The organism is Candidatus Leptofilum sp., assembly GCF_965223525.1.
Taxonomy (GTDB): Bacteria; Chloroflexota; Anaerolineae; order Promineifilales; family Promineifilaceae; genus Leptofilum.
Genome location: NZ_OZ245005.1, coordinates 1,859,370 through 1,882,393 on the forward strand (window position 1 = coordinate 1,859,370; position 23,024 = coordinate 1,882,393).

The 23,024-nt window shown below is 51.4% G+C and carries 19 protein-coding genes and 1 tRNA gene; 10 read left to right on the plus strand and 10 right to left on the minus strand.

Features of this window, described 5'->3' with window-relative positions:
- Positions 1 to 53: 53 nt before the first annotated feature.
- Positions 54 to 1,904 (minus strand): SUMF1/EgtB/PvdO family nonheme iron enzyme, encoded by a 1,851-nt coding sequence (locus ACOQPM_RS25030; protein ID WP_420631124.1) that lies wholly within the window; start codon positions 1,902 to 1,904, stop codon positions 54 to 56.
- A 27-nt stretch (positions 1,905 to 1,931) separates the two neighbouring features.
- The gene (locus ACOQPM_RS25035) at positions 1,932 to 3,887 is read right to left on the minus strand and encodes a cation:proton antiporter (protein WP_420631125.1); all 1,956 of its coding nucleotides are present in this window, start codon (positions 3,885 to 3,887) and stop codon (positions 1,932 to 1,934) included.
- Between the two features lie 93 nt (positions 3,888 to 3,980).
- Here ACOQPM_RS25035 and ACOQPM_RS25040 point away from each other — a divergent pair, with 93 nt between their 5' ends.
- Positions 3,981 to 4,889 carry a hypothetical protein gene (locus ACOQPM_RS25040; RefSeq protein WP_420631126.1) on the plus strand — a complete coding sequence of 303 codons (909 nt, stop codon included), beginning with the start codon at positions 3,981 to 3,983 and terminating at the stop codon, positions 4,887 to 4,889.
- Here the strand turns inward: ACOQPM_RS25040 and ACOQPM_RS25045 are convergent.
- The 3 genes from ACOQPM_RS25045 to ACOQPM_RS25055 are packed head-to-tail and all read right to left on the minus strand — an operon-like array spanning position 4,882 to position 8,378.
- On the minus strand, positions 4,882 to 5,229 hold the full coding sequence (locus ACOQPM_RS25045) for an inorganic diphosphatase (protein WP_420631127.1): 348 nt from the start codon (positions 5,227 to 5,229) through the stop codon (positions 4,882 to 4,884). The two genes, ACOQPM_RS25040 and ACOQPM_RS25045, sit on opposite strands and share 8 nt — an antisense overlap.
- The gene (locus ACOQPM_RS25050) at positions 5,226 to 7,091 is read right to left on the minus strand and encodes an NACHT domain-containing protein (protein WP_420631128.1); all 1,866 of its coding nucleotides are present in this window, start codon (positions 7,089 to 7,091) and stop codon (positions 5,226 to 5,228) included. Before ACOQPM_RS25050 ends, ACOQPM_RS25045 begins: the two co-directional genes overlap by 4 nt.
- A 42-nt stretch (positions 7,092 to 7,133) precedes the next feature.
- Positions 7,134 to 8,378 carry an amidohydrolase family protein gene (locus ACOQPM_RS25055; protein ID WP_420631129.1) on the minus strand — a complete coding sequence of 415 codons (1,245 nt, stop codon included), beginning with the start codon at positions 8,376 to 8,378 and terminating at the stop codon, positions 7,134 to 7,136.
- Positions 8,379 to 8,765: 387 nt separating this feature from the next.
- Between ACOQPM_RS25055 and ACOQPM_RS25060 the strand changes: the two genes are divergently transcribed.
- From ACOQPM_RS25060 to ACOQPM_RS25075, 4 genes are all read left to right on the plus strand, one after another.
- Positions 8,766 to 9,344, plus strand: coding sequence for a hypothetical protein (locus ACOQPM_RS25060; protein ID WP_420631130.1), 579 nt, complete (start codon positions 8,766 to 8,768; stop codon positions 9,342 to 9,344).
- 151 nt (positions 9,345 to 9,495) lie between these two features.
- Positions 9,496 to 10,062: a DUF5655 domain-containing protein gene (locus ACOQPM_RS25065; protein WP_420631131.1), complete on the plus strand. Its 567-nt coding sequence runs from the start codon at positions 9,496 to 9,498 to the stop codon at positions 10,060 to 10,062.
- A 176-nt stretch (positions 10,063 to 10,238) separates the two neighbouring features.
- Entirely contained in the window at positions 10,239 to 10,823 is a 585-nt protein-coding gene (locus ACOQPM_RS25070) for a hypothetical protein (protein ID WP_420631132.1), read from the plus strand.
- A 52-nt stretch (positions 10,824 to 10,875) separates the two neighbouring features.
- Positions 10,876 to 11,640, plus strand: coding sequence for a hypothetical protein (locus ACOQPM_RS25075; protein ID WP_420631133.1), 765 nt, complete (start codon positions 10,876 to 10,878; stop codon positions 11,638 to 11,640).
- Positions 11,641 to 11,740: 100 nt separating this feature from the next.
- On the opposite strand, the gene ACOQPM_RS25080 is transcribed toward ACOQPM_RS25075, so the two are convergent.
- The 3 genes from ACOQPM_RS25080 to ACOQPM_RS25090 form a co-directional block, all read right to left on the minus strand.
- Positions 11,741 to 12,976, minus strand: a complete 1,236-nt coding sequence (locus ACOQPM_RS25080; RefSeq protein ID WP_420631134.1) for a PQQ-dependent sugar dehydrogenase — start codon at positions 12,974 to 12,976, stop codon at positions 11,741 to 11,743.
- A gap of 101 nt (positions 12,977 to 13,077) precedes the next feature.
- Positions 13,078 to 13,704 (minus strand): NUDIX domain-containing protein, encoded by a 627-nt coding sequence (locus ACOQPM_RS25085; protein ID WP_420631135.1) that lies wholly within the window; start codon positions 13,702 to 13,704, stop codon positions 13,078 to 13,080.
- Between the two features lie 61 nt (positions 13,705 to 13,765).
- Positions 13,766 to 14,689: a YihY/virulence factor BrkB family protein gene (locus ACOQPM_RS25090; RefSeq protein WP_420631136.1), complete on the minus strand. Its 924-nt coding sequence runs from the start codon at positions 14,687 to 14,689 to the stop codon at positions 13,766 to 13,768.
- A 195-nt stretch (positions 14,690 to 14,884) separates the two neighbouring features.
- On the opposite strand from ACOQPM_RS25090, the gene ACOQPM_RS25095 reads away from it, so the two are divergent.
- From ACOQPM_RS25095 to ACOQPM_RS25115, 5 genes are all read left to right on the plus strand, one after another.
- A tRNA-Leu gene (locus ACOQPM_RS25095) sits at positions 14,885 to 14,966 on the plus strand.
- A 61-nt stretch (positions 14,967 to 15,027) separates the two neighbouring features.
- Positions 15,028 to 16,599, plus strand: coding sequence for a trigger factor (locus ACOQPM_RS25100; protein WP_420631137.1), 1,572 nt, complete (start codon positions 15,028 to 15,030; stop codon positions 16,597 to 16,599).
- Positions 16,600 to 16,734: 135 nt separating this feature from the next.
- Complete coding sequence (locus tag ACOQPM_RS25105; RefSeq protein WP_420632418.1) at positions 16,735 to 17,331, plus strand: ATP-dependent Clp protease proteolytic subunit; 597 nt, start codon at positions 16,735 to 16,737, stop codon at positions 17,329 to 17,331.
- 225 nt (positions 17,332 to 17,556) lie between these two features.
- Positions 17,557 to 19,374: a Calx-beta domain-containing protein gene (locus tag ACOQPM_RS25110; RefSeq protein WP_420631138.1), complete on the plus strand. Its 1,818-nt coding sequence runs from the start codon at positions 17,557 to 17,559 to the stop codon at positions 19,372 to 19,374.
- 9 nt (positions 19,375 to 19,383) lie between these two features.
- Complete coding sequence (locus tag ACOQPM_RS25115) at positions 19,384 to 20,781, plus strand: hypothetical protein (RefSeq protein WP_420631139.1); 1,398 nt, start codon at positions 19,384 to 19,386, stop codon at positions 20,779 to 20,781.
- A 2-nt stretch (positions 20,782 to 20,783) separates the two neighbouring features.
- Here ACOQPM_RS25115 and ACOQPM_RS25120 read toward each other — a convergent pair whose 3' ends face one another.
- Both ACOQPM_RS25120 and ACOQPM_RS25125 read right to left on the minus strand, forming a co-directional pair.
- The gene (locus ACOQPM_RS25120; RefSeq protein ID WP_420631140.1) at positions 20,784 to 21,428 is read right to left on the minus strand and encodes a response regulator; all 645 of its coding nucleotides are present in this window, start codon (positions 21,426 to 21,428) and stop codon (positions 20,784 to 20,786) included.
- Entirely contained in the window at positions 21,421 to 22,815 is a 1,395-nt protein-coding gene (locus tag ACOQPM_RS25125) for a sensor histidine kinase (RefSeq protein WP_420631141.1), read from the minus strand. Before ACOQPM_RS25125 ends, ACOQPM_RS25120 begins: the two co-directional genes overlap by 8 nt.
- Positions 22,816 to 23,024: the final 209 nt, after the last annotated feature.

Below are 23,024 nucleotides of genomic sequence, written 5' to 3' on the forward strand. Positions count from 1 at the left end.
CTGAAACAATTGATAACGCTATTTTGCCACAAATTGCGGTTTTGGGGGAGGTTTTACGGTGGCGTCATGGCGCAGCGAAAACCCAGGTTGGCACGGGCTACGCTGGGGTCAAACGAGCCGCGCGCCACGATTCTAAGCTCCTCGGCCGTGGAAAGCCATGAGCCGCCCCGGATTGCTTTGAAAGTTCCCTCGGCTGGGCCAAGCGGATTGGTGTCGGTGCTGCTTTCGTAGTAGCGCGGCTCATACCAGTCGCTGACCCACTCCATGACGTTCCCAGCCATATCGTAAGCGCCGATGGGGGAACGGCCGTCCACAAAACTCCCAACTGGTGCGGTATCCCGATGCCCGTCGTCCACACTGCTGTCGCGCACGTCGCGGGTACAGCCAGTGTCACAAAAATTGACCTTTGTACCGTCAAAGGCATCTCCCCACGGAAAGCGCAGCACAATGGATTGGCTGGGATCAAATCCAGCAGCCATCTCCCATTCCGCTTCCGACGGAAGCCGCCCGCCGCGCCAGTCGCAGAACGCATCTGCATCGTACCAAGTAACAAAGATGACAGGGTAATCGTCGTAGGCGGGGTCGCCAAAGTAGGCGGGGTGGTAGGTGGCAGAGCGACGCACGGGTGTATTGCAAACCCCAGCGGCTACGCATTGGGCATATTGCCCGTTGGTCACTTCTGTTTCATCAATGAAAAATGGGTTGAGCCGGACGAGGTGAGACGGCCGTTCATCTGCTTCCCCCTCATCTGTGCCCATCCTGAATAGCCCGCCCGGCATAAACACCATCCGCGCCCCAGTGTCGGTAATGAGCGGTACTGGGCTAGGGGTGGGCGGCAGCGTCGGGGCCGGTAGGGGCGAAGGCGTTGGAGCCATTGAGGTGAGTGCGGCGACGATGGCTGACTCTAGCGTGGCGGTGGCGCGCGCTTGCGTTACAGGATCATCTTCCTCCAAGCCGGACAGGGTAAAAATAGCACCGACAACAATAACCAATACCAATAAAACGACCAGGGCGATGATGGTGCGTTGCTCCATTTGGCGGCGGGTGCGCGGAGCCAGACGCGGCGGCTTGGGATTGCCAAACTGTCGTTCGGGGCTGCGGCGGGGCAGTTCCGGTAGCGGTTCTGGTTGACTGTTTGGCTTTGCCAGGGCTGTGGCGAAGGAAACGGCCGTTTCATACCGTGAATCGGGGCGAATAGAAAGCGCACGGCTGGCCACCAACGACAGATAAGGTGGCACGTCCTCATTCACCTCGCGTGCGGGAGTCAGATTGGTCAGACCGCTTTCCCGGCTGAGGGCATTGGGCGGCACCTGGTTGGTGAGCAGCGTGTACAGCGTGGCTCCCAGGCTGTAAATGTCGCTGGCAGGGGAAACATCTAGCTGCGCCTGCTGCTCTGGGGCGCCAAACCCCTGGCTGTGTTGGGGTACGCCTAGCCCTGGCAAGCCGCTGTCTACCAGAAAAACCGTGCCATCTGAGGCAATGCGAATATTGGCAGGCTTGATGTTGAGATGCAGTTGACCTTTTTCGTGTAGGTAATTTAGTGGCTCGCAGGCAGACTGTAGCCATTCAATGATGCGGTTTGTTGGGAGACGGCCGTATTGCTCCAACAAACTTTGCAAATCCACCCCGTCAACATATTGGCTCACCAAATATTGGCCCGTTTCTTCAATGGCAAAATGGTCTAGCACGGTGGGCAGTTGCGGATGAGACATGTCGCTGAGACGACGCGCTTCTTGCCGGAATCGCTTTTGCATCTCAACCGAACTGTCCCGGTACTCTTTCACGGCGACATCAAGGTTATCCACCACGTCTCGTGCGCGGTAAACAGCTCCATACTGACCTTCTGCCAGTAAACTCACAATGCGATACCGTTTGTTGAGCAGTTCACCCGGATACAGCGGCATGGCTACCCTTCCATTAGTTGATCCATCTTATGCTACACGGGCATCCTGTGTGTCGAAGCGCAACATGACTTCGTCTAACCGCTCTGGCACGCCGTACAAAGTAACTTTATCCCCTAATTTAAGCTGGGTATGCCCATGCGAGACCAGCGTTTGCTGCCCACGCCGTACCGACAAGATGAGTACATCCAGAGGCAGGCGCAGTTCGCGCAGCGTTACGCCGGCCAAATCACGGTTGCGTAGTTCTACATCCACAATCTCTTGCTCGTGATCAGTACCTAGCAGCAGCGATGTAGCGGACGGGGCACGCACAAATTGTTCAAGCAGGGAGACAACGGCCGTATCCGGCTCCACAATCAACGCCCCAAGCTCCTGGAACGTTGAGCGCAGCTCCCGGTCAGTTGAATGGACAACCACCGTTTCTGTACCAAAATGTTCAAAGACAAGCTCGCACACTGCCAGATTTTCCTCATTAGACAGCATCAACACAAAACTGTCTGCCTGGGTTGCTTCTAGCGACTGCAACGCAGCCACCGAAATCTCCTCAAGCAAATGCACCTGCACATTGTTGTTGAGCAATGCAAGCTGTGATTGCGTTTGTTCATTGTTCAACGCCGCCAGGCGTACTTGCCAATGGTGCGCTTTTAGCTGCCGCGCCAGGGTGATGGATTGCGGCGTCAGCCCCAAAATGATGGCATCTCGCACACCGTCGAAGGGTTCGGGTTCAGCCTGAACATGGGATTCACCCATTCGGTTCAGCGCAAATTTGAACAAAATGGGGCCAACGATTTCATTGAGTACCACCATGGCAATGATGGTGGTGGCAAAAGCATCGCCCCAGCCGGGGAACGCAACCGCAGCTTCTTTTGCTAAGCCCAGTGCCACGCCCGCTTGCGTGACAAAAACCATCCATTTGTACCGATTGCTCTTCATAGAATCCCTGGCCAGCAAGCCACCGCTAAAAGAGCCGATGAGAATCACGCCCACGCGGATAAATGCCAGTGCCAGAGCGATGGGCCAAACCTGAGCTAAAATATCTAGCTTTAATCCTTTACCTACCAGGGTGAAAAAGGCAACGTAGATGAATGGGCCTACATCGTGCAAAATTTCAGAAAATTCCAGGCGGCGACTGCTGTAGTTGTTGATGATAAAGCTAGCGACCATGCAAATGAGTAGGGGTTCCAGCAAAATTTCTACCGGAAAGTTATCGTGGGTGTATTCGCGGATGAAGCCAGACAGAGCGTACACGCTATAGCCAAGTGCCAGGATGACGGCCGTTTTCACCGTTGATTGCCAATGTTGGTTAAGAGCCAACAATAGCAGCCTGCTTAACACAATACCCAGACCAACTGACAGCATTAGCTCGACAATCAACAGCAGCAGCAGTCCCAAATTGATCGAAACACCTGTTAAAATGGCACCGGTAATGTCGGCACTGATGGCAAAAAAGACAATCACCAACACGTCAGAAATAACGGTGACGCCGAGCGCCATCTGCGTAAATGGCCCTCGTGCGCGTAGCTCGTTGATTAAAGCAATGGCAACAGATGGGGAACGTGCCACCATGATGGTTGCAGCCATGAGCGCAATGGCAACTTGGCTGGCCACCGAAAACTCTTGCATAAAGGGAATAAAGTCGGCCAGCAAGAATACTGCCAGCGTGCCACCAACCACCGTAACAAAGACGATAACGGCCGTAACCAAACCAATACTTCGCAACCGCCCCCGAATTTCTGGCAAATACAGCTCGCTACCCGCTGCAAATGCAATAAACGCCAGCGAAATCTCGTCAATAAACCGTAACGATTCCACGACTTTGCTGCTGGCAAAGCCAAGCACAAAGGGGCCTGCCAAAAGGCCGGTAAATAGATAGCCACTAATTTTGGGTAAATTAAAATGAGCAAAAAGCCGCCCAATTTGCCACGAAGCCAGGGCAATTAGGCTAAAATTGAGCAGGGTTAAAGGGAGTTCTTGAAAAAATTCCATAATATCTTAGCGTATCACGTCTAGGTCATTAAGACGATTTTCTGTAAATTATCTCACATTTAGCTTAAAGTTTGGAAAAGGTGTTGAGGAATTATGACTGATTTTGAGTGGAACAACACGCGATTTGCAAATTATGATTGCGTTCAGATGCAAAATGGTTCGCTGTCGCTTTGGGTAACAAGCTCAGTGGGGCCCCGCATTATTGGATTGGCGCTGCACGGCGGTGACAATTTGTTTGCTGCATTGCCGGAGGCACATGCGATGACTCCTGCCGGTCAGCGGTACAATTTTCGTGGTGGGCATCGGCTGTGGCACGCGCCGGAAGACCCCGAACGAACCTATGTGCCTGATGATGATCCGGTGACGGTAACGGCCGTATCTCCCCAAACTATCACCTTCACCCAACCCACTGAACCGCTCACCGGAATCCAAAAAAGTATCTCGGTGACATTGCCAGATGCCTCGGCAACCGTTTTGGTGGAACACACGCTAATTAACCGGGGCAAGGAGCCGGTGACGCTAGCACCGTGGGGAATCACTCAACTTAAAACAGGCGGTTTTGCCATCTTGCCCCAATCGGACATGGATACCGGCCTGCTGCCAAACCGTCGGTTGGCCTTTTGGCCTTATGCGCGGCTAGATTCGCCTCGTGTACAGCTTGGCAACCGATTTATCTTTGTGCAGGCCATCATGACCGACGAGAAATTCAAGGTTGGCTGGGCAAACCAGGCTAGCTGGCTGGCTTACTGGGTGGACGATACGCTGTTTATGAAGGAAGCGGCTTATCAAGATGAAGCCGATTATTATGACTTTGGCAGCTCCAGTGAATGCTACTGTGATGATTTCTGCCTAGAATTAGAAACATTGGGACCACGAACGATCCTGGCATCGGAAACGGCCGTCTCCCACCAAGAACGTTGGCGCGTATTTGCAGATGTGCAGCTAGAACCGGAGGAAACGGCCGTGCAAGCGACCATAGCGCGGTTACGTGAGGCTACCTGAGGATGACAGACTTGAAAAATTGTTCCTGAAAATCGGTCTGGGCGCGAATTTCAGCGTCGGATACGCTTTCGCCCAACGGCACCACAACCAATTTGTCATCATCGTCGTCTAGTCGGTGGATAACAGCCACGCATTTGCCTGTAAACTGTTGCAATGGTTCGGTTACATTCAAAACATACACGTCCAAATTATCCCCATCCGGTGCAGGCACGTTGGGCAGGTGGCCGTAATTCACGGGATAGGTAAAGTTCCACTGAGGATGGCGCGAATTTAGGGGGCGATCAATTTCTGCAGTAACTAGTTGCCCCAAAAATGTTGTGGCATCTGTAAAGGAACTCATGAGGATGGCTGTCCACCATTTTCCCGAAAATAGTCTAGCAGCAGCAGATGAACAAACATGAAGCCGCCCCCCACTTTACGCAGCAGATTGCGCTCGGCGGCGTAGTCTAAAAAGGGTAGAAAATCTTCGGGGATGAGTTGATTTTTGGCCAGTACCCGGCTAAGCTGCCGCTGCTGCCAGGCCGCTAGCCCGCCGTAGGCTAAACCTGCCGAAAGCCCCAGGTACAGCGTGGCACCAATGGCAAAAAGCAAAAACGGTTGCCAACCGAGACCCCAGTTGAGTAAATTATTGATTAGCCAGCCAAGCCCCAGACTAACGGCCGTTCCTGCCCCGGTGAGTGTGCCAATGAGACGGCCGTTTTGCGCTGACCGCACAAAGCCCTGCCCCGGCACGGTTCGCATCTTTGTCTCATCCCGCTCCACGGCGTGGGCCACAAACTGACTCACAAAACCAAGCAGCGCCAGCAGCAAAATCCAGGTCGGGGAGGGTTCCCAACCGCGCCCGACCAGCCAGAGCAAGCCCCCCAGCACCGCCCCGCCCACTGCGCCCAAACCACCACCGATCAGACCGCGTAGCCAACGCCAGTTCAATGTTTCCACCGTCTCAATGCGGAACCAGGATACCCGCGCCCATACCAGCAGCAGCCGGAAGACAGCCAGCAGGCCGCCCGTCAGCAGCCCCACGCCAATGCCCCCCAGCAACGCCCGCCAATCGGCAATGAGTAAGCCCAGCAGCCCGATGAGCACACCAATCAGCACAAATAGCCCCGCCAGCCGATTCCGTATGCCCGACACAAAGTGCCGCTGCTGCTCGCGGGGCAGCCAATTTGGCTGCAATCCCTCCAAAAAGAAGATGGTGCGGTTGAACTGAGACATCTTCTGTGCCAGCCAGCCCAGCCATTGTACAGTTTGGGCAGGTTCGTACAGCTCCTCGCCGCCGCGATAGCGCACCATACGCTCCACGTACACATCAAACAGCAGCGTGCGCCCCATCTTGCGATCCCCCAGCGATAGGGCAACCTGCTCTGGCATCCGATAGTAGGCCAGCGTCATCATGCTCAACATCAACGGCGATTCCGCCAGTTCGCGCAGGGTTCTATCTGTTTGCAGTGCGGCGCGCAGCCCGGCCAGGCGCGGCCCCATGCTGCCCAAATAATGGTCAATCTGCTCTAGCGAGAGCGGTTGCAGCACAATCGCCTGCGCCAAATTGAGCCGCGTCGCCAACGCCTCATAATCCTTGATGCGGCAGGTAACAACGGTTGGCAGCGTCAGGTACCGCTGGCGGAATTGGTTGATGGCTTGAGCGCAGGCGACGCGATGCTCTTGCTCCACTTCGTCTAAACCATCCAGCAGGGGGAGCAGTTCGCCATTTTTTAGCCACTCTTGCCCTAGACGGCGCGGCACCTCGTACCGATTGGCTAACTCGTTGACCATCCAGTCTCCCAAGGGCAAATTACCCGACCAGCTAGCCAGACTAAACACAACGGGGATGGGATGCGTGTGGTTTACCTGCGCCCGCAGCAGCAAATCGCTCACCAGTTGCAGCAAAATGGTGGTTTTGCCCGCGCCCGGCTCCCCCATGATGAGCAGCGTGCCTTCCGCCTCGTCGTACACCTCGGTGATTTGGGTGCCGATGGGGAGGGGGGTGTCAAAGACTTCGTCGGGAAGCAAACTGTCTGGCTGATGGTAATCGCTAAGCGACCCGTGGATCGTAACGTGGCTAGCGACGGCATTGGTGCGGTAGGTCATGGCGAGATCGATCATCTCTGCGCCGTGCAGCGACTCTTGCAGCACGCCCACGAGCCAATACGTTTTGACTCGCTGGAGCATGACCTGGCGATTGTGGTTGGTTTGTACTTCCATAGCTTTTAACCTCCCGGAGGTTTTGAACCTCCGGGAGGTTCTTTACATTAGGTTTTTCACGATACGGCCGTCTTTCATCACCAGCCGAATATTGTCTACATCTTCCAAACTGCGGATGTTTGCCAGCGGGTTGGTGTGGGTGATGATGACGTCGGCCAGCTTGCCGCTTTCCAGCGTGCCGACCTTGTCGTCCCAACCGAGGCATTGTGCGGCCGTTTTGGTTGTGGCCACAAGCGAATCCATTGGCGACATGCCCACGTTGCACATTAGCCCGAGTTCGCGCAGGTTGGTGCCGTGCTTCATCACGCCCGCGTCGGTACCCATCGCCACTTTTACGCCCGCTTTGAAGGCTCTGCCAATGTTTTCGCTGTGACTCTCAATCACCTCGCGTGATTTACGGACGCCCCATTCTGGCATCGTGCCGCTTGCTTTGGCCGCTTCCAATACGGCCAACGGTGCAATCAGCGTTGGAACCAAAAAGGTGCCGCGTTCCAACATCAGCTCAATTGCCTCATCATCCACATAAATGCCGTGCTCGATGGAGTGGATGCCCGCCCGCACCGCGTTTTTGATGCCCTCGGCACCTTGCGCGTGGGCCATCACCTTCACGCCGCGCCGGTACGCCGCTTCCTGTACCATCACTTCCAGCTCCTCTGGGCTGAACTGGGTAAATTCGGGATGGTCGGTGGGGCTGAGGACGCCGCCAGTGGAACAAACCTTGATGATTTCGGCACCAGCACGTAAGATTTCCCGCACCTTTTTGCGTACTTCTTCCACGCCGTCGCACAAGCCGCTAGGACGGCCGGGTGTGGCGGGAATGAGGCCAAAATCGAGACCGGAGGGCAGCCAGCTATCCGCATGCCCGCCCGTGATGGTCAGCACGCTAATGCTGATTTGCATACGCGGCCCGGCGATGAGACCTTGCTCCACTGCCTGCTTCATGCCCAAATCCGCCCCGCCTGCGTCTCGAACGCTAGTTATCCCAGCGTCTAGTGTACGCTGTATCGGTTCAATTGCTTGGTAGTAGTTGAGCGAGAACGGGGTGTTCATACCCTCAACAAAATTGATGCCATCGAAAATGAAGTGGACATGGGTGTCTATGAGGCCGGGCAAGATGTGGCCGCCCTGCGCGTCGATCATTTGCACGTCGCTGTTAGGTAGGCGAATCTCGTTTTTACGCCCCACCTGCTCAATTTTGTTATCGCGGATGAGAACTGCGCCGTTTTGGATGGGGGAACGGCCGTTGCCATCAATCACCGTTCCATTATGAATCAGGGAATAACTCATGAAACGCTCCTATTTTGTAAACAACAAGTGGTTGCCGTTAGCGGCTGGCAAAGTGTACCGGATGTCAGAAGGCGGGGCTACTTAAAACAGGAGACTTGATTAGTAATTGTGCATACTTGAGGCTAACGCGACATAGAGCCTATTTGTACTCTCGTGATCACCTACAAAAATATCCACAACTTAGCTTGGTAAAGCTATTGTCACGAATGATTGGATTTGTTATTATGTCTGGACGAGTTCAAAGTGCAGGCGGCCAGATTGCCAGTGACTTGTAGTATCAACCAAGCTATTATTTGATTTATGAGGTCATCCGTGGCCGCCAATGAACTCGCACTTCTTGGCAGCGGGTGGCCTTTTTGTTTTGACATTCAGTAAAAGGCACATTGCATGGACCGTAACACTCTAACTCAAATAATTGCCTTGTTAGGGCTAATTGTTGCAATATTGGTTTTTCTATTTGGAGAAGGTATCTTGAGAGATCGGGATTCTTCTGCCAACGAAGCAACATCTGAAATACCTGATTCATCCATTGTTTCGCAACAAGATTCATCAACTTCCTCTGAATCTTCCAACCCACCCCTTTCTGGTGTGCCTGGTGCAACTCAAAGATGTGAAGAATTTCAAGGCATCCCAATCGTAAGGGATAGCATCACTACCGAGCAAATTGAAATGTGGCGTCAGATAGGCAAAACTGATCGAAATGAAACTGCGCGGATTATTTATTGCGAAATACAGCAAGTGCCAAATTATGAGGGATTCACTGAGGGCGATGAAATACCATCAGGAGTATTAATAGCTGCTGATCTTGGTTTCAATTGGAACAGCATGTATCCTGAATCGCTTGAGCGATTAGTACATGATGGCGGTGGATGGGGCGCTTTTTTAACTCTTAAATCATTTGAGGTCCAACACGCTGATGATTTACCAAACGATGTCGGTGGGCAATATTGGGTTGTTAACCAATGAGCCAGTATGCCACCTACTCTGCCTCATTGGTTAACATAGGTTCCAAACTTTCACCGGTACAATAAGCGGTACGGCGAGACGCCGACCGCAGCCCGGTGAAGACCAAGCCGGAGTGGAGCGCGAGAAACGCACTAAGGATTGATATTGCCTCATGACTAATATTTTGGATTGGAACAGCAATCGTGATATGTGGATTCGCGTCCTTAAGAAGCAGTCGGGTAAAAGCCTAGACCAGTGGAATAAGCGCGTACGCAACAAAAATTTTAAGGATGAGAACGGTTTGCGTGCTTGGCTAACCGAGCAGGGGGTGACAGGATATGCAGCAAACCTGCTCGTGATGGAGCGGTTCGGTTACCCTGACTGGGTTAGTGCCTCTGCTGATGAATTGGTTGAAGGTCAGTATTCAGATCGCCCACATTTGCGTCCTATCTATGATGCAATCATCAGTGCTGTGTCAGAATTTGGCGAATTTACCATCCAGACGCGCAAAACGTATGTTTCGCTCCTGACTTCTCGACGGACGTTTGCACGTGTGCGACCCTCTACTAAAAATCGCGTTGATGTTGGTCTGCGTCTTGAAGGGCAACCGCCTGGCGGGCGCCTCCGACCTTGTAAAATGCAGGAAACGATGCAAGTCCAGATTGGCCTTACCTCATTGGATGAATTAGATACCGATGCAATTAACTGGCTACGACTGGCCTATGAGGAGAATTCCTAGGATGGTTTTTAACACTGAATGTGGGGGGAGCAGTAAAGCGAATAAGTGGTGCGGCGAGACGCCGACCGCAGCCCTGTGAAGACCACGCCGGAGCAAGGTATGGAGTGCGATTCGGCCAAAAAACGGCCTCACGCCTCATGCAAAACGTTAGCCCTCAGGTAAGGAGGTAAGGAGAGATGATGAGCAGCTCTGAAGAATGGAGTTCGAGAAAAGCATGGCGTCAATTTCGATTGGAAGCAGAAACAGCAAAACATTATCCGAGTTCATATGCTTTATATTTAGGTCAAACTCATAGAGATATTTTGCTTGAGCAATTGCTTCCAACGTTACTATATATAAAAGCGGCTTGTATTTTGGATGATTCGTTGTCTGTTTGGTTGGGTGATAATGGCCATGTGTTGAAGAAGCCATATAGAAACGATTTTAATGGTCGGATTTGCTACATCGCAGACAATTCGCTCTATGCAAATACCGAGGATTTGCACGCCATAAGAAAAAGGAGAAATGGATACGCACATCAGCCTGGTGCAGTTTCGGACTGGGCTGAATTGGAGTCTGATATAGAAGCTATCGAGGAGTGTTTGGTTACGTTAGGCTTGGCGGTAGAAACAAAAAGTTTGAAATATTACGCAGAACGTTCCCAAATTCAAGGTTCGGATGATCCAAAAATAGCTTTCACAAGGAGGTTTTCGTACGGTGTAAAGGAGGATGGAAAGATGGCTCTCGAAATTGCATGGGATCAAAACATATTAATTAAATGAATAGAGGGCTAATAGGCGTTAGATTGCTAAGAAATATTATCGGCTAATAAACATGTCAAGGAAACAAACACCAAAACCAATTCAGACAGAGGTACTCACTAAGAGTAAAAGACGTTGTTGTGTCTGTTTTGGATTAAACGGTGATCTTGACATTAAAAAAGGTCAAATTGCACACCTAGACCATAATCCAAACAACAATAATCCAAACAATCTTGCGTTTCTTTGCTTAGACCATCATGATGAGTACGATTCAAAATCCAGCCAAACTAAATCTTTGCTAGATACTGAAGTAAAAAAATATCGACTGGATCTCTATCACTATTGGGAAACTCCTCAGAAAAGCTCCCCTTCTGAAATCAAACACGACATTTTACAAAAGTTATCATTGCTGCCTCATTCATGGAAAAATGAGTACATGTCACTTTACCCAGGACAATTTCGGGAAGGAACATTTGAACGTAAAAGAAAATATACTGATGTTTGGGACATGTTTTCTGACGTAATTTCGCACAATTATTCTGATAATGAGTGGAAAAAGTACTCAAACCTTTTCATTTCAAGTTTACCAATACTAATTGATAAATTGGAAAGAACTATACTAATATGGGGAGGGTATTTAAATGCTCATACCAAACACTTAGTATTCAAGCTCTGTTCGCGGCTAGAAATTCAAGTTCGTTCATATTCTGTCATAGTATTTCTATCTAAACAAAGTGTAAACGTTGAGTTAATATTCAACCAACAGTTTATTGACACTCTAGGTATGCTCGGTGAGTTTTCAAGAGAAATGAAAAGACAACGAGATAACGCAATCTAACAAAACCTTTTATTTAGAGCGCAAGACGCCCATTTGAGACAGACCGCAAGACGGCCGTTTTTTGTCCCCATTTTATTCCAGATCGGCCGCTTGGACGCTGTTACTGTGGAGGAATGTACAATTCCAACAAGGGAACATCTGACCCCAGAAGACCCACATAGACGGTGCCGTTGATGTCCTGACCAAAGGTTGTTAAGAAGCCGTCAGGCGCATCTGTTAAGTCCCCAACGATGTTCACCTGCCAGCTACCGTCAGAAAAAGATAATGCCTGAATTTCTCTCGTGCAGCCATCTGCAAAGATTAGACTGCCCTTTAGGCTTAAATCGCCAGCAAAGCGGAAAAATTCCCCGGCAATGACTGAACAGCCTACCGAATAGGAATGAATTGGCTGATCGAACGTTTTGTTGCAGTCACCGTCTGTAAATAAAACATCGGGCCCTTCCATGCAAGGCCAGCCAAAATTGCTGCCGTTATAACCAAAGGGGAGAATATCAATCTCTTCCCAAGCACGATCGCCAACATCACCGATGTAGATATTGCCGGAAACCGGGTCTACTGCCATCCGCCAGGGATTACGCAGCCCTCTGGCCCATGTTTCAACAGATACGGCCGTAGAAGCCATCATATCTTCATCAACTTGTTGCATGACCAAACTTTGTGCGGCCTGGCCAACATCAACATTGATCCTCAATATCTTCCCTTTTTTTGAACCATCATCTTGGGCCAGCAGATTTTGTGAATCATCGCCGACGCCCATGTACAGATGTCCATCTTTGGGGTTAAATTCTAATGCGCCGCCGTTGTGTATGGTGAAGTCCTGGACGATACTCATTAATATTTCTTCGCTGTCAGGGTCAGCCACATCAGGGTTGCCCGTCATCTGAAATTGAGATAATCGCAGGATTGATTTATTGCTATCTTGGGGGAAGACGGCCGTATACGTCACATAAAAGTAGCCATTGGTGGCATATTCAGGATGAAACGCCAGGGCAAAGAGCCCCTGTTCCGCTCCACTATCCACCACGCGATCCTGTATATCTAGGAAAAGAGACGTGGTGCCATTGGGCTGCAAAATTCTAATGGTTCCGGCCAGTTCAGCGACAAAAAGTCGCTCATCACCAGCATGGGTAATATCGGTGACGTTGTTGAACGTGGCATTTGTGGGGATCATCTCGAATTCACGCGGTACTATGATAAGCGGCAGGTAGGTGTTATTTGTGCTTCCTCCAGCCTGAGAAGCCGATGAAGTAGCGGGTGAAGAGAGAGCAGAACAAACGGCAAAAACGAGAACAAAAATTGTTAAAAGTGCTAAATTCCTGCGGGCGGAATGACTCATTTTATACCCCCATAACCTAAAATAAGTTGGACAGAGTAGTATGAAACACTGGACTTGCTTGCGGCAAATTGTAGCTAAAAAACGGTGGGCGGCAATTTTTTTTACGGCCGTATCAAATCCACATACACATCATCTAGCCAACGGTTTTGCGGGTGGACGACGCTGGGTTTGGGCTGCAAATTGGCCCAGAAGGGGGCAAAGGTGTGGTTGCGGTCGCTCAGGAGTGTCCAGCGGTCAGGTGTGTTCTCATGACAGTGCAGGTGAGCGTAATGGCGGGTTTTGCGCCAGCTTAGCCGCTCACTGGGTAGCCAGCCATCAATGTAGAGCGTAATTTGGGTGGGGTTTGGTAGCTGGTCGTATTCGGTGTAAGTGACTGGGTGGAAACGGCCGTTCACACTTCCTACCTCAAACGTCATCCCCCGGCTGAGCAGCGGCACAAACGGCAGCGAACTTTCGTCTGGCTGGCTAAAAATGTGGCTGTCCTGGTTTAGAATCGCTTCCCCAGCGGCCAGTTCGTTTTCGATTTTGCCCAGGTAGCAGTGGATGGTGAGTTGGGTGAGTCCGGTTTCTTCTTGAGCTTCACGCAGAACGGCCGTTTGCCAATCTTCCCCTTCATCCACCGTCCCTGCCGGAAGCTGCACCCCTGCCTGAGGATGCTGAAACAGCAGCAGTTGTCGGCCCTTAGGGCGTTCACGGGTGATGAAGGCAGTGACTTTGTGGATAGTCATTAAGGTAATCGAGTCATTGGGTAACTGGAGCGGCTAATTGCTCAATTACATAATTACCCAATTACTTCTTCCGAAACTCCTCAGGGATGGGCATATTCACCTGAGAGTCCCGCCAGATGGCATTGTCGGCTGGTTTTAGGTGGGAGCCAAATTTATTGGCATACACCTGGGTAAATTCGGCACCAAACAAGAAGATTTGGGCAGAGTAGTAAATCCAAAGCATGATAAGCACCAGCGAACCCGCCGCACCGTAGGCAGACGTCGCTGACCCACGCGCCAAATAAAGCCCAATCAGAAAACGCCCCAGCATAAACAGTAAGGTGGTGACAACGGCACCCATCATCACATCTTTCCAGGTCAGTTGGGCATCTGGCAGCACCTTGAACAAGAGGGCAAACATGATGGTGAGGATGATGAGGGAGGCCAGGAAGTTGATTTGGGGCAGCAACATGCCAATGCCCGGCAACCATTCGGCTAGTCTGTCACCAACGGCCGTAATTAGCGTGGTAATGATGAGTGAAAGCAACAGCAGCAGCCCCACAATGAGCACCATCACAAACGTCAGGGAGCGGCTTTTGATAATGTTTAGAATCCCCTGTTTAGGGTCTGGTTGAATGCCCCAAACCATGTTGAGGGTGCGTTGTAGCTGGAAAAATAGGTTCGATGCGCCTACAAGCAGCAATAAGCTGCCTAAAAGCGTGGCGATCGTGCTGGCTCCAGACATGCTGGCATTGTGAATGAGGTTTTCAATGACAACGGCCGTTTCCGTCCCCACCGTATCCCCAATTTGAGCCACAATCTGCCCTTCAACGGCCGCATCGCCAAACACAATCCCCGCTACCGCCACCGCAATGACCAGCAGCGGTGCCAAGGCAAAAAGCGTATGGTACGCTAATGCCGCCGCCAATAGCGACGCATTATCCCGCGACCAGCCCTTTCCACTTTCCTTCAATAGCTCAAAAGTCCCCACAAAAAACTGTTTCATGCCCCGAATCTTATTGGCATTGTGCCACAGATGCAACTAGGGACAATTGCACATTCCCTATTGCGAAAGATAAATCTGCACCTATGCTAACTGGAATTCAGCCCACGAAGGTGGGCTTCGTAACTTGTTGCCGAGATTTTAATCGCCAAGCTCGTTTGGCAATGACTTTTCCAGTGGTATAATCGTACGCTTGCTGGGGATGTGGCGGAATTGGCAGACGCGCATGACTTAGAATCATGTGCCGCAAGGCGTGTGGGTTCGAGTCCCTCCATCCCCACAATTAAGAGACCAAGAGCGTTGCTGCACAGGCAACGCTTTAATTTTTTGAGAGGTAAGTTGTGACGTTAAATATTCAAACCGAACAAGATGATCAGCGGCAGCTCATGATGACCATCGAGGTCCCGGAGGAGCGCGTAGAAAAGCAGATGCGGCAAACCGCTCGCAAGCTGGCCAAAGAAGTCAGCATTCCCGGTTTCCGCCGAGGCAAAGTGCCTTACCAGGTGCTCCTCAAGCGCGTAGGCCGTGATGCCCTGCGTGCCGAAGCTGTTGAAGATATGCTGCAATCTGTTTTTACAGAAGCATTGGACGAAGTTGACCCTGACATTTATGCTCCAGCCAACTTTGATGATATGGAGATGGAGCCGCTGGTGCTTAAATTCACCATTCCGCTTACCCCAGAAGTGACGCTGGGCAATTACCGCGAACTGCGTAAAGAAATTGAGCCGATAGAAATTACTGAAGAAGCGATTGATGAAGCCCTGGAGCGCATTCAAGCTCAGCACCAGGAACTAGAAGATGCCGATCGCCCTGTAGAGCAGGGGGACATGGTAACGTTGAGCGGTAAGGGTGAACTGCTGCCCACCGATGAGGACGAGCCAGAGGAACCTGAGGCTGAAACCGAAGCCGACGATGAAGAAACGGCCGAATCCGAAGAAACTACTGAACACGAGCATCCCGAAGACAACATCATATTCAACAGTGAAAGCGTTGATTTAGTGATGGACGGCAAGCAGATTTTCTGGGGTGACGATTTTGTTGGCAATATCATCGGCATGTCTGCTGGTGATGAAAAGACGTTTAGCGTCACCTTCCCCGATGAGTTTGAGGAAGAAGAATTAGCTGGGCGCGAAGCGACCTTCACCATCAACGTTCTCAACGTGCGTAGCCGCAATCTGCCCCCACTGGACGATGAGTTGGCCAAGCTGGAAGGCACCTTTGAGACGCTTGATGAACTACGCGACTCGATCCGCCAGGAGTTGCAAAATAGTGCTGAAGGCGAAGCCAAAAATGCCCTGATTGAAGGCATGATTGACGACATGCTGGAAGATGCCGAACTGATTTACCCGCCAGCGGCCGTTGAAACCGAAATTGATGGCATGGTGGACAATTTCAAAAATCAGGTAACGCGGTCTGGCTGGAGCTGGGAGGATTTCTTGCAGTTGCAAAGTACCGCCGAAGAAGATTTGCGCGAGAACTTCCGCGAAGGGGCTGAGGAACAGCTTAAGCGGCAGTTGGTATTGCGCCAGTTCATTTTCGATGAGAAGCTGCGCGTAAACGAAGATGATATTGAGGCAGCAATTGACGAGCGCGTGAGCCAGTTTAGCGATAATGAAGCACTTTTGGAAGGGATGCGTGACTACTACAAGAGCGGCCCTGGTTTTGACATGCTAAGTGGCGAAGTGCTGATGGAAAAAGCATACGAGCGCGTTGAGGCCGTACTCTCCGGCAATGCGCCAGATTTGGCTGAGTTGGAAGCAGATGAAGCTGAATCTGATGAGGCTGACATTGCAGAAGATGATGAAGCGGTGGAAGAAACGGCCGTTTCTGAAGATGAATCCACAGAAGTAGAAGAACCAGATGAAGAAACCAAAGAACTTTCTGAAGAGGTAGAAGCAGCAGCAGAAGAATAACGTAAATCTAACGATAGCGGGCTACACTTCCCCCGCATTATTGTTGCAGTCAGACTTTTGAAGTTTTGCTCTAAATGCAACGAGTTCGCAAGAAAAAACTTCAAAAGTCTCTGAGTAGGAGATAACAAACCCATGATGAATTTGCCAACGTCGCTTGTCCCCATGGTGCTAGAATCAGACGGACGAGGTGAGCGTGCATACGATATTTTTTCTCTGCTTCTAAAAAACCGAATCATTATGCTGGGTACGCCCATCAATGATCAAATTGCCAATTTGATTGTGGCCCAGCTACTTTATCTGGCGCGTGAAGATTCCAGCAAGCCAATTAGCATGTACATAAACAGTCCAGGTGGCATGGTGTATTCTGGCTTGGCTATTTACGACACCATACAGCAGATTGAATGCCCGGTTTCTACCGTGGCGGTTGGGTTTACGGCCAGCTTCGGCACGGTTTTGCTGACGGCAGGCACCAAAGGGATGCGCTACGCACTGCCCAACGCCACCATCCACATGCATCAGCCGCTTGGTGGGGCACAAGGGCAGGCTACAGACATTGAAATTCAGGCGCGTGAGATTTTGCGCTTGCGTACTTCTTTGAACAGCATCCTCTCTACCCACACTGGGCAGCCCATTGAGCGTATCGAGGAAGATACTGACCGCGATATTTACATGGGTGCCGAAGAGGCAATGGCCTACGGTCTGGTGGATGAGGTGCTCGCCGGCACGGCGTAAATTGCTAAATTGGACTTTTTTTGAACGGCCGTTTCCAACTGGAAGCGGCCGTTTTTCTTTGCCTCTTACTTTTTATGGTTACGCGCCACACTTGCTATTGTTTTTGACACTCCTTATAATCCCTCTTGAAGAACATTGAATTCCTTTATGTAAAATTAGTGGCGGCATTTAGAGGGTGTTGTACTCTATTTCTCCGCCAACCTTTGTAGGTAGATTGAGGACCCTATGGCAAGTTCTCAGAATCAAAAAATGAGGCGCATCATCTCAGTTATGCTGAGTTTTGCCATTCTCATTATCGCTGCAATTTCGTTTTACCAGCTTACGCAAGTAGCTAGCCCCATTCAGGCGCAAACGCTGCCCATCCTCACCCTGAACAATAGCAATCTTAATGTTTCAGAAGGGGCAGGCACAGCCACTTTGAGCGTGAATGTTAATACAGCACCAACCGAAGTTATTACCGTGAGCTATTCTACTGCAAATGGTACGGCCGTTGCTGTTTCAGATTACGTTGCAGTATCGGGGATTATTACGTTTGGTGTCAACGACACCACCCCCAAGCAAATAAGCATCACCATTGTGGACGATACGGCCATTGAGGGTACCCAATCATTTTTGCTGCAAATTACCAACCCTGTTAGTGCCACGCTCGGCTCCCCCAGCGTTGCCTCCATCAACATTACCGACAATGATTCTGGCGCAACCGCCACGCCGCAGATTTTTGCCGATGCGCTGGAGCCAAATAATAACTTTAATGAAGCCACAGAAACGGCCGCAGATGCTGCTGACCTGTGCGATTTAACCTTTTACCCCCCCGGCGATCAAGATTACTTCCGCTGGTGGGGCAAAGCTGGGATCACCTATATTGTCTCAACCTCTGAACTGGACGCTGGTTTAGATACCGTGCTGGATGTGTACGATACCAATCAATCACTCATCGCCAGCAATGATGACATTGCCCCCGGTATTTTTGAGTCCGAAGTGCAGTTTACAGCCAACGTAGACGGGTTTTATTATGCGCGCGTCACCAACAAATCCCCGGTTGATCCTGTGAACAAGCTGTACTGCTTTGAAGTGGATTCTTCAGTACAACCAACCTCAACACCCCCATCTGGTTTTCCATCAGGCGTTGATAATTGTGAGTTCAACAGCACAACCGACACGGCTTGCCTCATTGTGTCTGGCGAAACCAAAAGTAGCATGAATTTTGTACCTTCGCTTGGCAGTACACAAGATACCGACATTTACAAGATGTGGATAAAACCGGGCATTTTCTACACATGCGAAACCATCATTCCCGCTGGGTCAGCGGCGGATACAAACATGATTTTTTGGGATAACAACGGAAATCCGTTTAACCCCTGGTTGGGCAATGATGATAAAGGGGGCTTGGATTTTGGTAGTGAAGTGAGTTACTTCTCTACATACACGGGCTGGTTGTTTATTGTGATTGGGCCGGTGAATGATCCTCCTTTGGAAGAGGCTGACCAGCATACATATGATTTGACATGTACGGCAGAAGAATCTACACCAACCCCAACACCGTTCCCAACGAGTTCCTCCAGTGGTGGCACGGGTGGAACAGGTGGCACAATTGCCACGTCTACGCCTCAGCCCACAGTTGCGTTCCCTACACCATTCCCTACGCCAACCCCCATTGACTTCGCGCAATTCTTTACGCCTACGCCTGCGCCACCGCCTGTGGTGCAGTTCCAACCGCTGCCCACATCCACCCCAATTGGTGGCGGCAGCCAAACGGCAACCATCAACGTGACGCTTTACTACGACAGTAACAACAACTTCTTGCCGGAACTCACGGAGGGGATTGTGAATGCGGCCGTTGCACTTTACGACAACGCCACTGGAGAACTGCTCTCATTTGGGAATACCAATGAGACGGGGGTGGCACGATTTACGGCCGTAAACACCACAGGTGCCATTCGGGTAGTGGTTCCCTTCCTAAATTACAGTCAGGTGGTTGTTGGAGATAGCGCCGAGATTTTGGTGCGCGTTGCGCCGCAGCCGCTGCCAATTGGCATTCCATAAAGGTTTTCTATGTCAAACGAGCCACAAGAAAATGGGCAAACAACAAACAGCAACGGCCGTTCCTGGCGAGAGACACTCTCAAACCCAGCCGTGCTAATCGCCAGTGGCATTGCCCTTGTTGCTTTGCTGGCAGTTGTGGTCTTATCGGTCATTTTGCTGCAAGGGTCAGATGATGAGGGGGATGACACCGCCGCCTCCGGCACGCCCACCCCATTTACCAACGATAGTGACGACAATTTGCTAGCTGGCGACTCTTTAGTGGTGGGCATGAGCGATTCGGACACCATCTCGGTAACGGTGGATGTGCCCATAACTTTGAGCTTGCCAGGCCAGCAGTTCAATGTGCAAACGCAAATTATTGGGGCTGATGGCACCTGGACGCCCACTTTGGCTGCCGATGAGGCGGGTACGGCCGTTTGGGTATATGGCAGCATCGTCAACTACGTGGTGGGCTTGCCAGACTCCGAAGCAAATCGCACCTTGCTGGAAGGGCTGGCTCCTGGCGACGAGATGATGTTGGCTACCCGTGGCGGCACGCGGTTTACCTTCTCCTTCAACGAGCGCACCGCCGTTCCCGTGACCAACCGGGATATTTTTGCCCAAAACAGTCCTGGCATTACCCTCGTTTTGCTTGGTTCAGAAGGGAATGAGCGGCTGGTGGTGAACGGCCGTTACGTCCTGGCCGAAACAGACAGCCCCGCTGGCAACGTGGTGAGCCTAGGTGAAACCGCCCAGCTAGAAAACGTGCAAATAACTGTCAACAGCACCACCTACATCGCCGATCGACCAGAAATTCCAGCAGGGTTTGCCCTGTTTGTGGTAGATTATCAGATTCAAAATGTGGGTCTAACGGCTCTAGACAGCGGCAGCCTGCGGCTTAGTTTGGCAGATAATTTAGGCAATCAATATGTGGTCAGCCCAATTGCTACTCAGCTTGGCAACTTCCCCACGCTAACAGGCTTTTTGAACGCCAATCAGGTAACGCAGGCCAGCGCAGGCTACCAAATTCCCCTCGGCTTGGAAAGCGACACGCTGAGCTGGATTGTGACCAACAGCAGCTCCGGGGCGCAAGTGTACGTGACGTTGCCTTTTACGGGTGGTTCGGCTGCTGCTGGCTCTGCTATTTCTCTAGCGCGGGTAGATGTCTCTACAGATTTAACTAGCCTCATTTTGGGTGGTCAGGTAACAAATTTGGGTACGCAGCCTATTGTTATTTCAGAATCTGATGTGGCCTTGCAAACGGATGATGGCTCCATTTACCTACTGCTTTCGACGAACCCACCCTTCCCCTGGACGGTTCCTCCCGGCCAAACCCTGCAATATTTCCTGACGTACCAGCGACCCCCGACGGGAACGGCCGTTTTCCGCGTGCTTAATCAGGGTTTCCAACTCACCAATTTGCGATAACTTTACTTTGCCAGACCGTGCTTTTGGGCTAGCAGCGCAGCCTCTACCCGGCTGCGTACATGCAGCTTTTGCAGCACATTTGTCATGTAATGCTTAATCGTCTTCTCAGCCAGATGGAGCCTTTCGCCAATTTCTCGATTGGTAAGCCCCTCTGCCACTAAATTCAGAATATCCCGTTCTCTGTCTGTGAGGGTGGTAAGCGGATCATCATCTTGTCTGTTGGCAGTAAGCTCAAACAAAATGCCGCCAGCGAGCGCAGGAGAGATGTAAATATCGCCGCCTGCGACCACGCGCACGGCATTGGCCAGTTCACGAGCGGTAACGCCCTTCAAAACATACCCTCTGGCACCAGCTTTCAGAGCAGCCAATAACGTATCTTGATCTTCAGAGACGGTGAGCATCATGATGTGAACGACTGGCCAGGCTGTCGCAACTTTGCTGGCTGTGGCGATCCCGCCGTTACCAGGCATCGTTACGTCCAGCAACAATAGGTCGGGCAGCAGTTCGCCCACCAGCGAGAACGCCTCTTCGCCAGAACCTGCCTGGCCAACTACAGTAAAGCCCGGTTCACCAGAGAGTGATTGAGCCACGCCTTCTCGGAACAGCGGGTGATCATCTGCAATCAAAATTCTTATGGAATCAGACATCTTCAACCTCAGGTACAGATAGGGGGAGGCGGGCGCGGATGGTTGTGCCCTGGCCGACGGTGCTGTGCAGTTCAAATTGGCCGCCCAGCAGTTCAACGCGCTCGCGCATACCAACCAACCCCAAGCGATTGTAAACGGCCGTACTCGCTACATCAAACCCTGGGCCATTGTCAGAAATTTCTATGGTTAGTTCAATGTTCTCAGTCTGGTACACATGCACAGATAAACCTTCGCTGTTGGCATGACGAAAGCTGTTGGCCAATGATTCTTTAAGCACGCGGTAAGCCGTTATTTTAACGGGCAGAGGCGCCTGCTCTGGCAACGTGCCTAATGTGAGCGTTACGTTGCAGCCGGTTTTCTTTTCAAAGTCGTGTACAGCGCGGCGGATGGTTTCGGTTAGGCTGCTAGGGGCAATTTCTGGCAGGCGTAGCCCCGCCGAAATGGTACGCAACTCTTCCATGGCTGATTCGGTTGCCAGTTGGATGGTGCGGAAATCTTGGCTAACTTGCGGGTTTTCGTCTTCAAACGCCTCGGTTAGCGATTCAATGCGAAGGAGCGCCAGGGCTAAATCCTGGGCGGGGCCGTCATGTAAATCGGCCGAGATGCGGCGCAGGTTTTTCTCGTTTAGCGCGGTGGTGCGGGCGGCGGCGCGGCGCACACGGCCGTTTAGCTCTTCGTTTTGCTGCAACAGTTCGTTTAGCTGGGTCACATTGGCTCGCAGTTCATTTTGCTGCGAGATGATTGTGTTGCTGGCTCGCCCCACAATGCCCGCCAGCAAAAGGTACACTGTTATCATCACCGCCCCAACCACCAGCCAACTGCGGAACTGCGCCGACCGAATTTCGGCCTCTAAACCGTCTGACGTTTGGTAAAACTCAGAGACGGCGATGATGGTATCGCTATTGGCGTCTCGTGAGGGGGCGTAGGTTTCAATAAGCGAACCCCACTGCGCCCGCTCCAAAGCTTGTTCTGGCTTGTCCAGATTGCTTACTTCTGTCACAACTTCGCCATTAAAGGCGGCGGCCAACCCTTCTTCGATGGGGTATTGCTGCCCAATCAGCTCAGAATTGGTGGCATACAGCACAATCCCGTCAGGCGACCACACTTTAAATGAGACAATTTGGGCGCCTAATGAGGTGTCTGAAAGCAAACGCTCAAGGGCAGGTACGTTTACAGCTTTTTGCGTTTCGCTTTCTGCCAGACCTTGCAAATGCGGAGAAATGTAGCTGTCTACATACAGGGCAGTAACGGCGGCGGTGCGATTGGTAACGGCCGTTTCAATCTGCTCGCTAATCCACAACCCTATCCCCACCATGCCGCCTAACATCACCAGCAAACTAGCAAACATATATTGCTGGGCCAGCGTCAACTCTCTTTTGGCGATCATGCCCTACTCCTTTGGAAATAGTGCGTATTGCATATTGCGTAGAAAATGACCGAACACGCAATACGATTTTCGGCATGGTTCAAAACAACATAATGCTCCTTTACAAATTTGTTGCCACGATGACCACCCGCACGAGGGTGCTTCGCACCTCGTGCGGGGATTATTTTGGGGATTTTTCACTTTCTGGGGGTGTCTCACGCCCAGAAAGT

Coding starts and splice junctions, on each gene's coding strand:
- ACOQPM_RS25110 (WP_420631138.1), top strand. CDS start 17,557: ATGGCAAGTTCTCAGAATCAAAAAATGAGGCGCATCATCTCAGTTATG.
- ACOQPM_RS25065 (WP_420631131.1), top strand. CDS start 9,496: ATGACTAATATTTTGGATTGGAACAGCAATCGTGATATGTGGATTCGC.
- ACOQPM_RS25050 (WP_420631128.1), bottom strand. CDS start 7,091: ATGGAAGTACAAACCAACCACAATCGCCAGGTCATGCTCCAGCGAGTC.
- ACOQPM_RS25085 (WP_420631135.1), bottom strand. CDS start 13,704: ATGACTATCCACAAAGTCACTGCCTTCATCACCCGTGAACGCCCTAAG.
- ACOQPM_RS25105 (WP_420632418.1), top strand. CDS start 16,735: ATGAATTTGCCAACGTCGCTTGTCCCCATGGTGCTAGAATCAGACGGA.
- ACOQPM_RS25035 (WP_420631125.1), bottom strand. CDS start 3,887: ATGGAATTTTTTCAAGAACTCCCTTTAACCCTGCTCAATTTTAGCCTA.
- ACOQPM_RS25120 (WP_420631140.1), bottom strand. CDS start 21,428: ATGTCTGATTCCATAAGAATTTTGATTGCAGATGATCACCCGCTGTTC.
- ACOQPM_RS25115 (WP_420631139.1), top strand. CDS start 19,384: ATGTCAAACGAGCCACAAGAAAATGGGCAAACAACAAACAGCAACGGC.
- ACOQPM_RS25030 (WP_420631124.1), bottom strand. CDS start 1,904: ATGCCGCTGTATCCGGGTGAACTGCTCAACAAACGGTATCGCATTGTG.
- ACOQPM_RS25040 (WP_420631126.1), top strand. CDS start 3,981: ATGACTGATTTTGAGTGGAACAACACGCGATTTGCAAATTATGATTGC.
- ACOQPM_RS25125 (WP_420631141.1), bottom strand. CDS start 22,815: ATGATCGCCAAAAGAGAGTTGACGCTGGCCCAGCAATATATGTTTGCT.
- ACOQPM_RS25055 (WP_420631129.1), bottom strand. CDS start 8,378: ATGAGTTATTCCCTGATTCATAATGGAACGGTGATTGATGGCAACGGC.
- ACOQPM_RS25080 (WP_420631134.1), bottom strand. CDS start 12,976: ATGAGTCATTCCGCCCGCAGGAATTTAGCACTTTTAACAATTTTTGTT.
- ACOQPM_RS25075 (WP_420631133.1), top strand. CDS start 10,876: ATGTCAAGGAAACAAACACCAAAACCAATTCAGACAGAGGTACTCACT.
- ACOQPM_RS25090 (WP_420631136.1), bottom strand. CDS start 14,689: ATGAAACAGTTTTTTGTGGGGACTTTTGAGCTATTGAAGGAAAGTGGA.
- ACOQPM_RS25060 (WP_420631130.1), top strand. CDS start 8,766: ATGGACCGTAACACTCTAACTCAAATAATTGCCTTGTTAGGGCTAATT.
- ACOQPM_RS25045 (WP_420631127.1), bottom strand. CDS start 5,229: ATGAGTTCCTTTACAGATGCCACAACATTTTTGGGGCAACTAGTTACT.
- ACOQPM_RS25070 (WP_420631132.1), top strand. CDS start 10,239: ATGATGAGCAGCTCTGAAGAATGGAGTTCGAGAAAAGCATGGCGTCAA.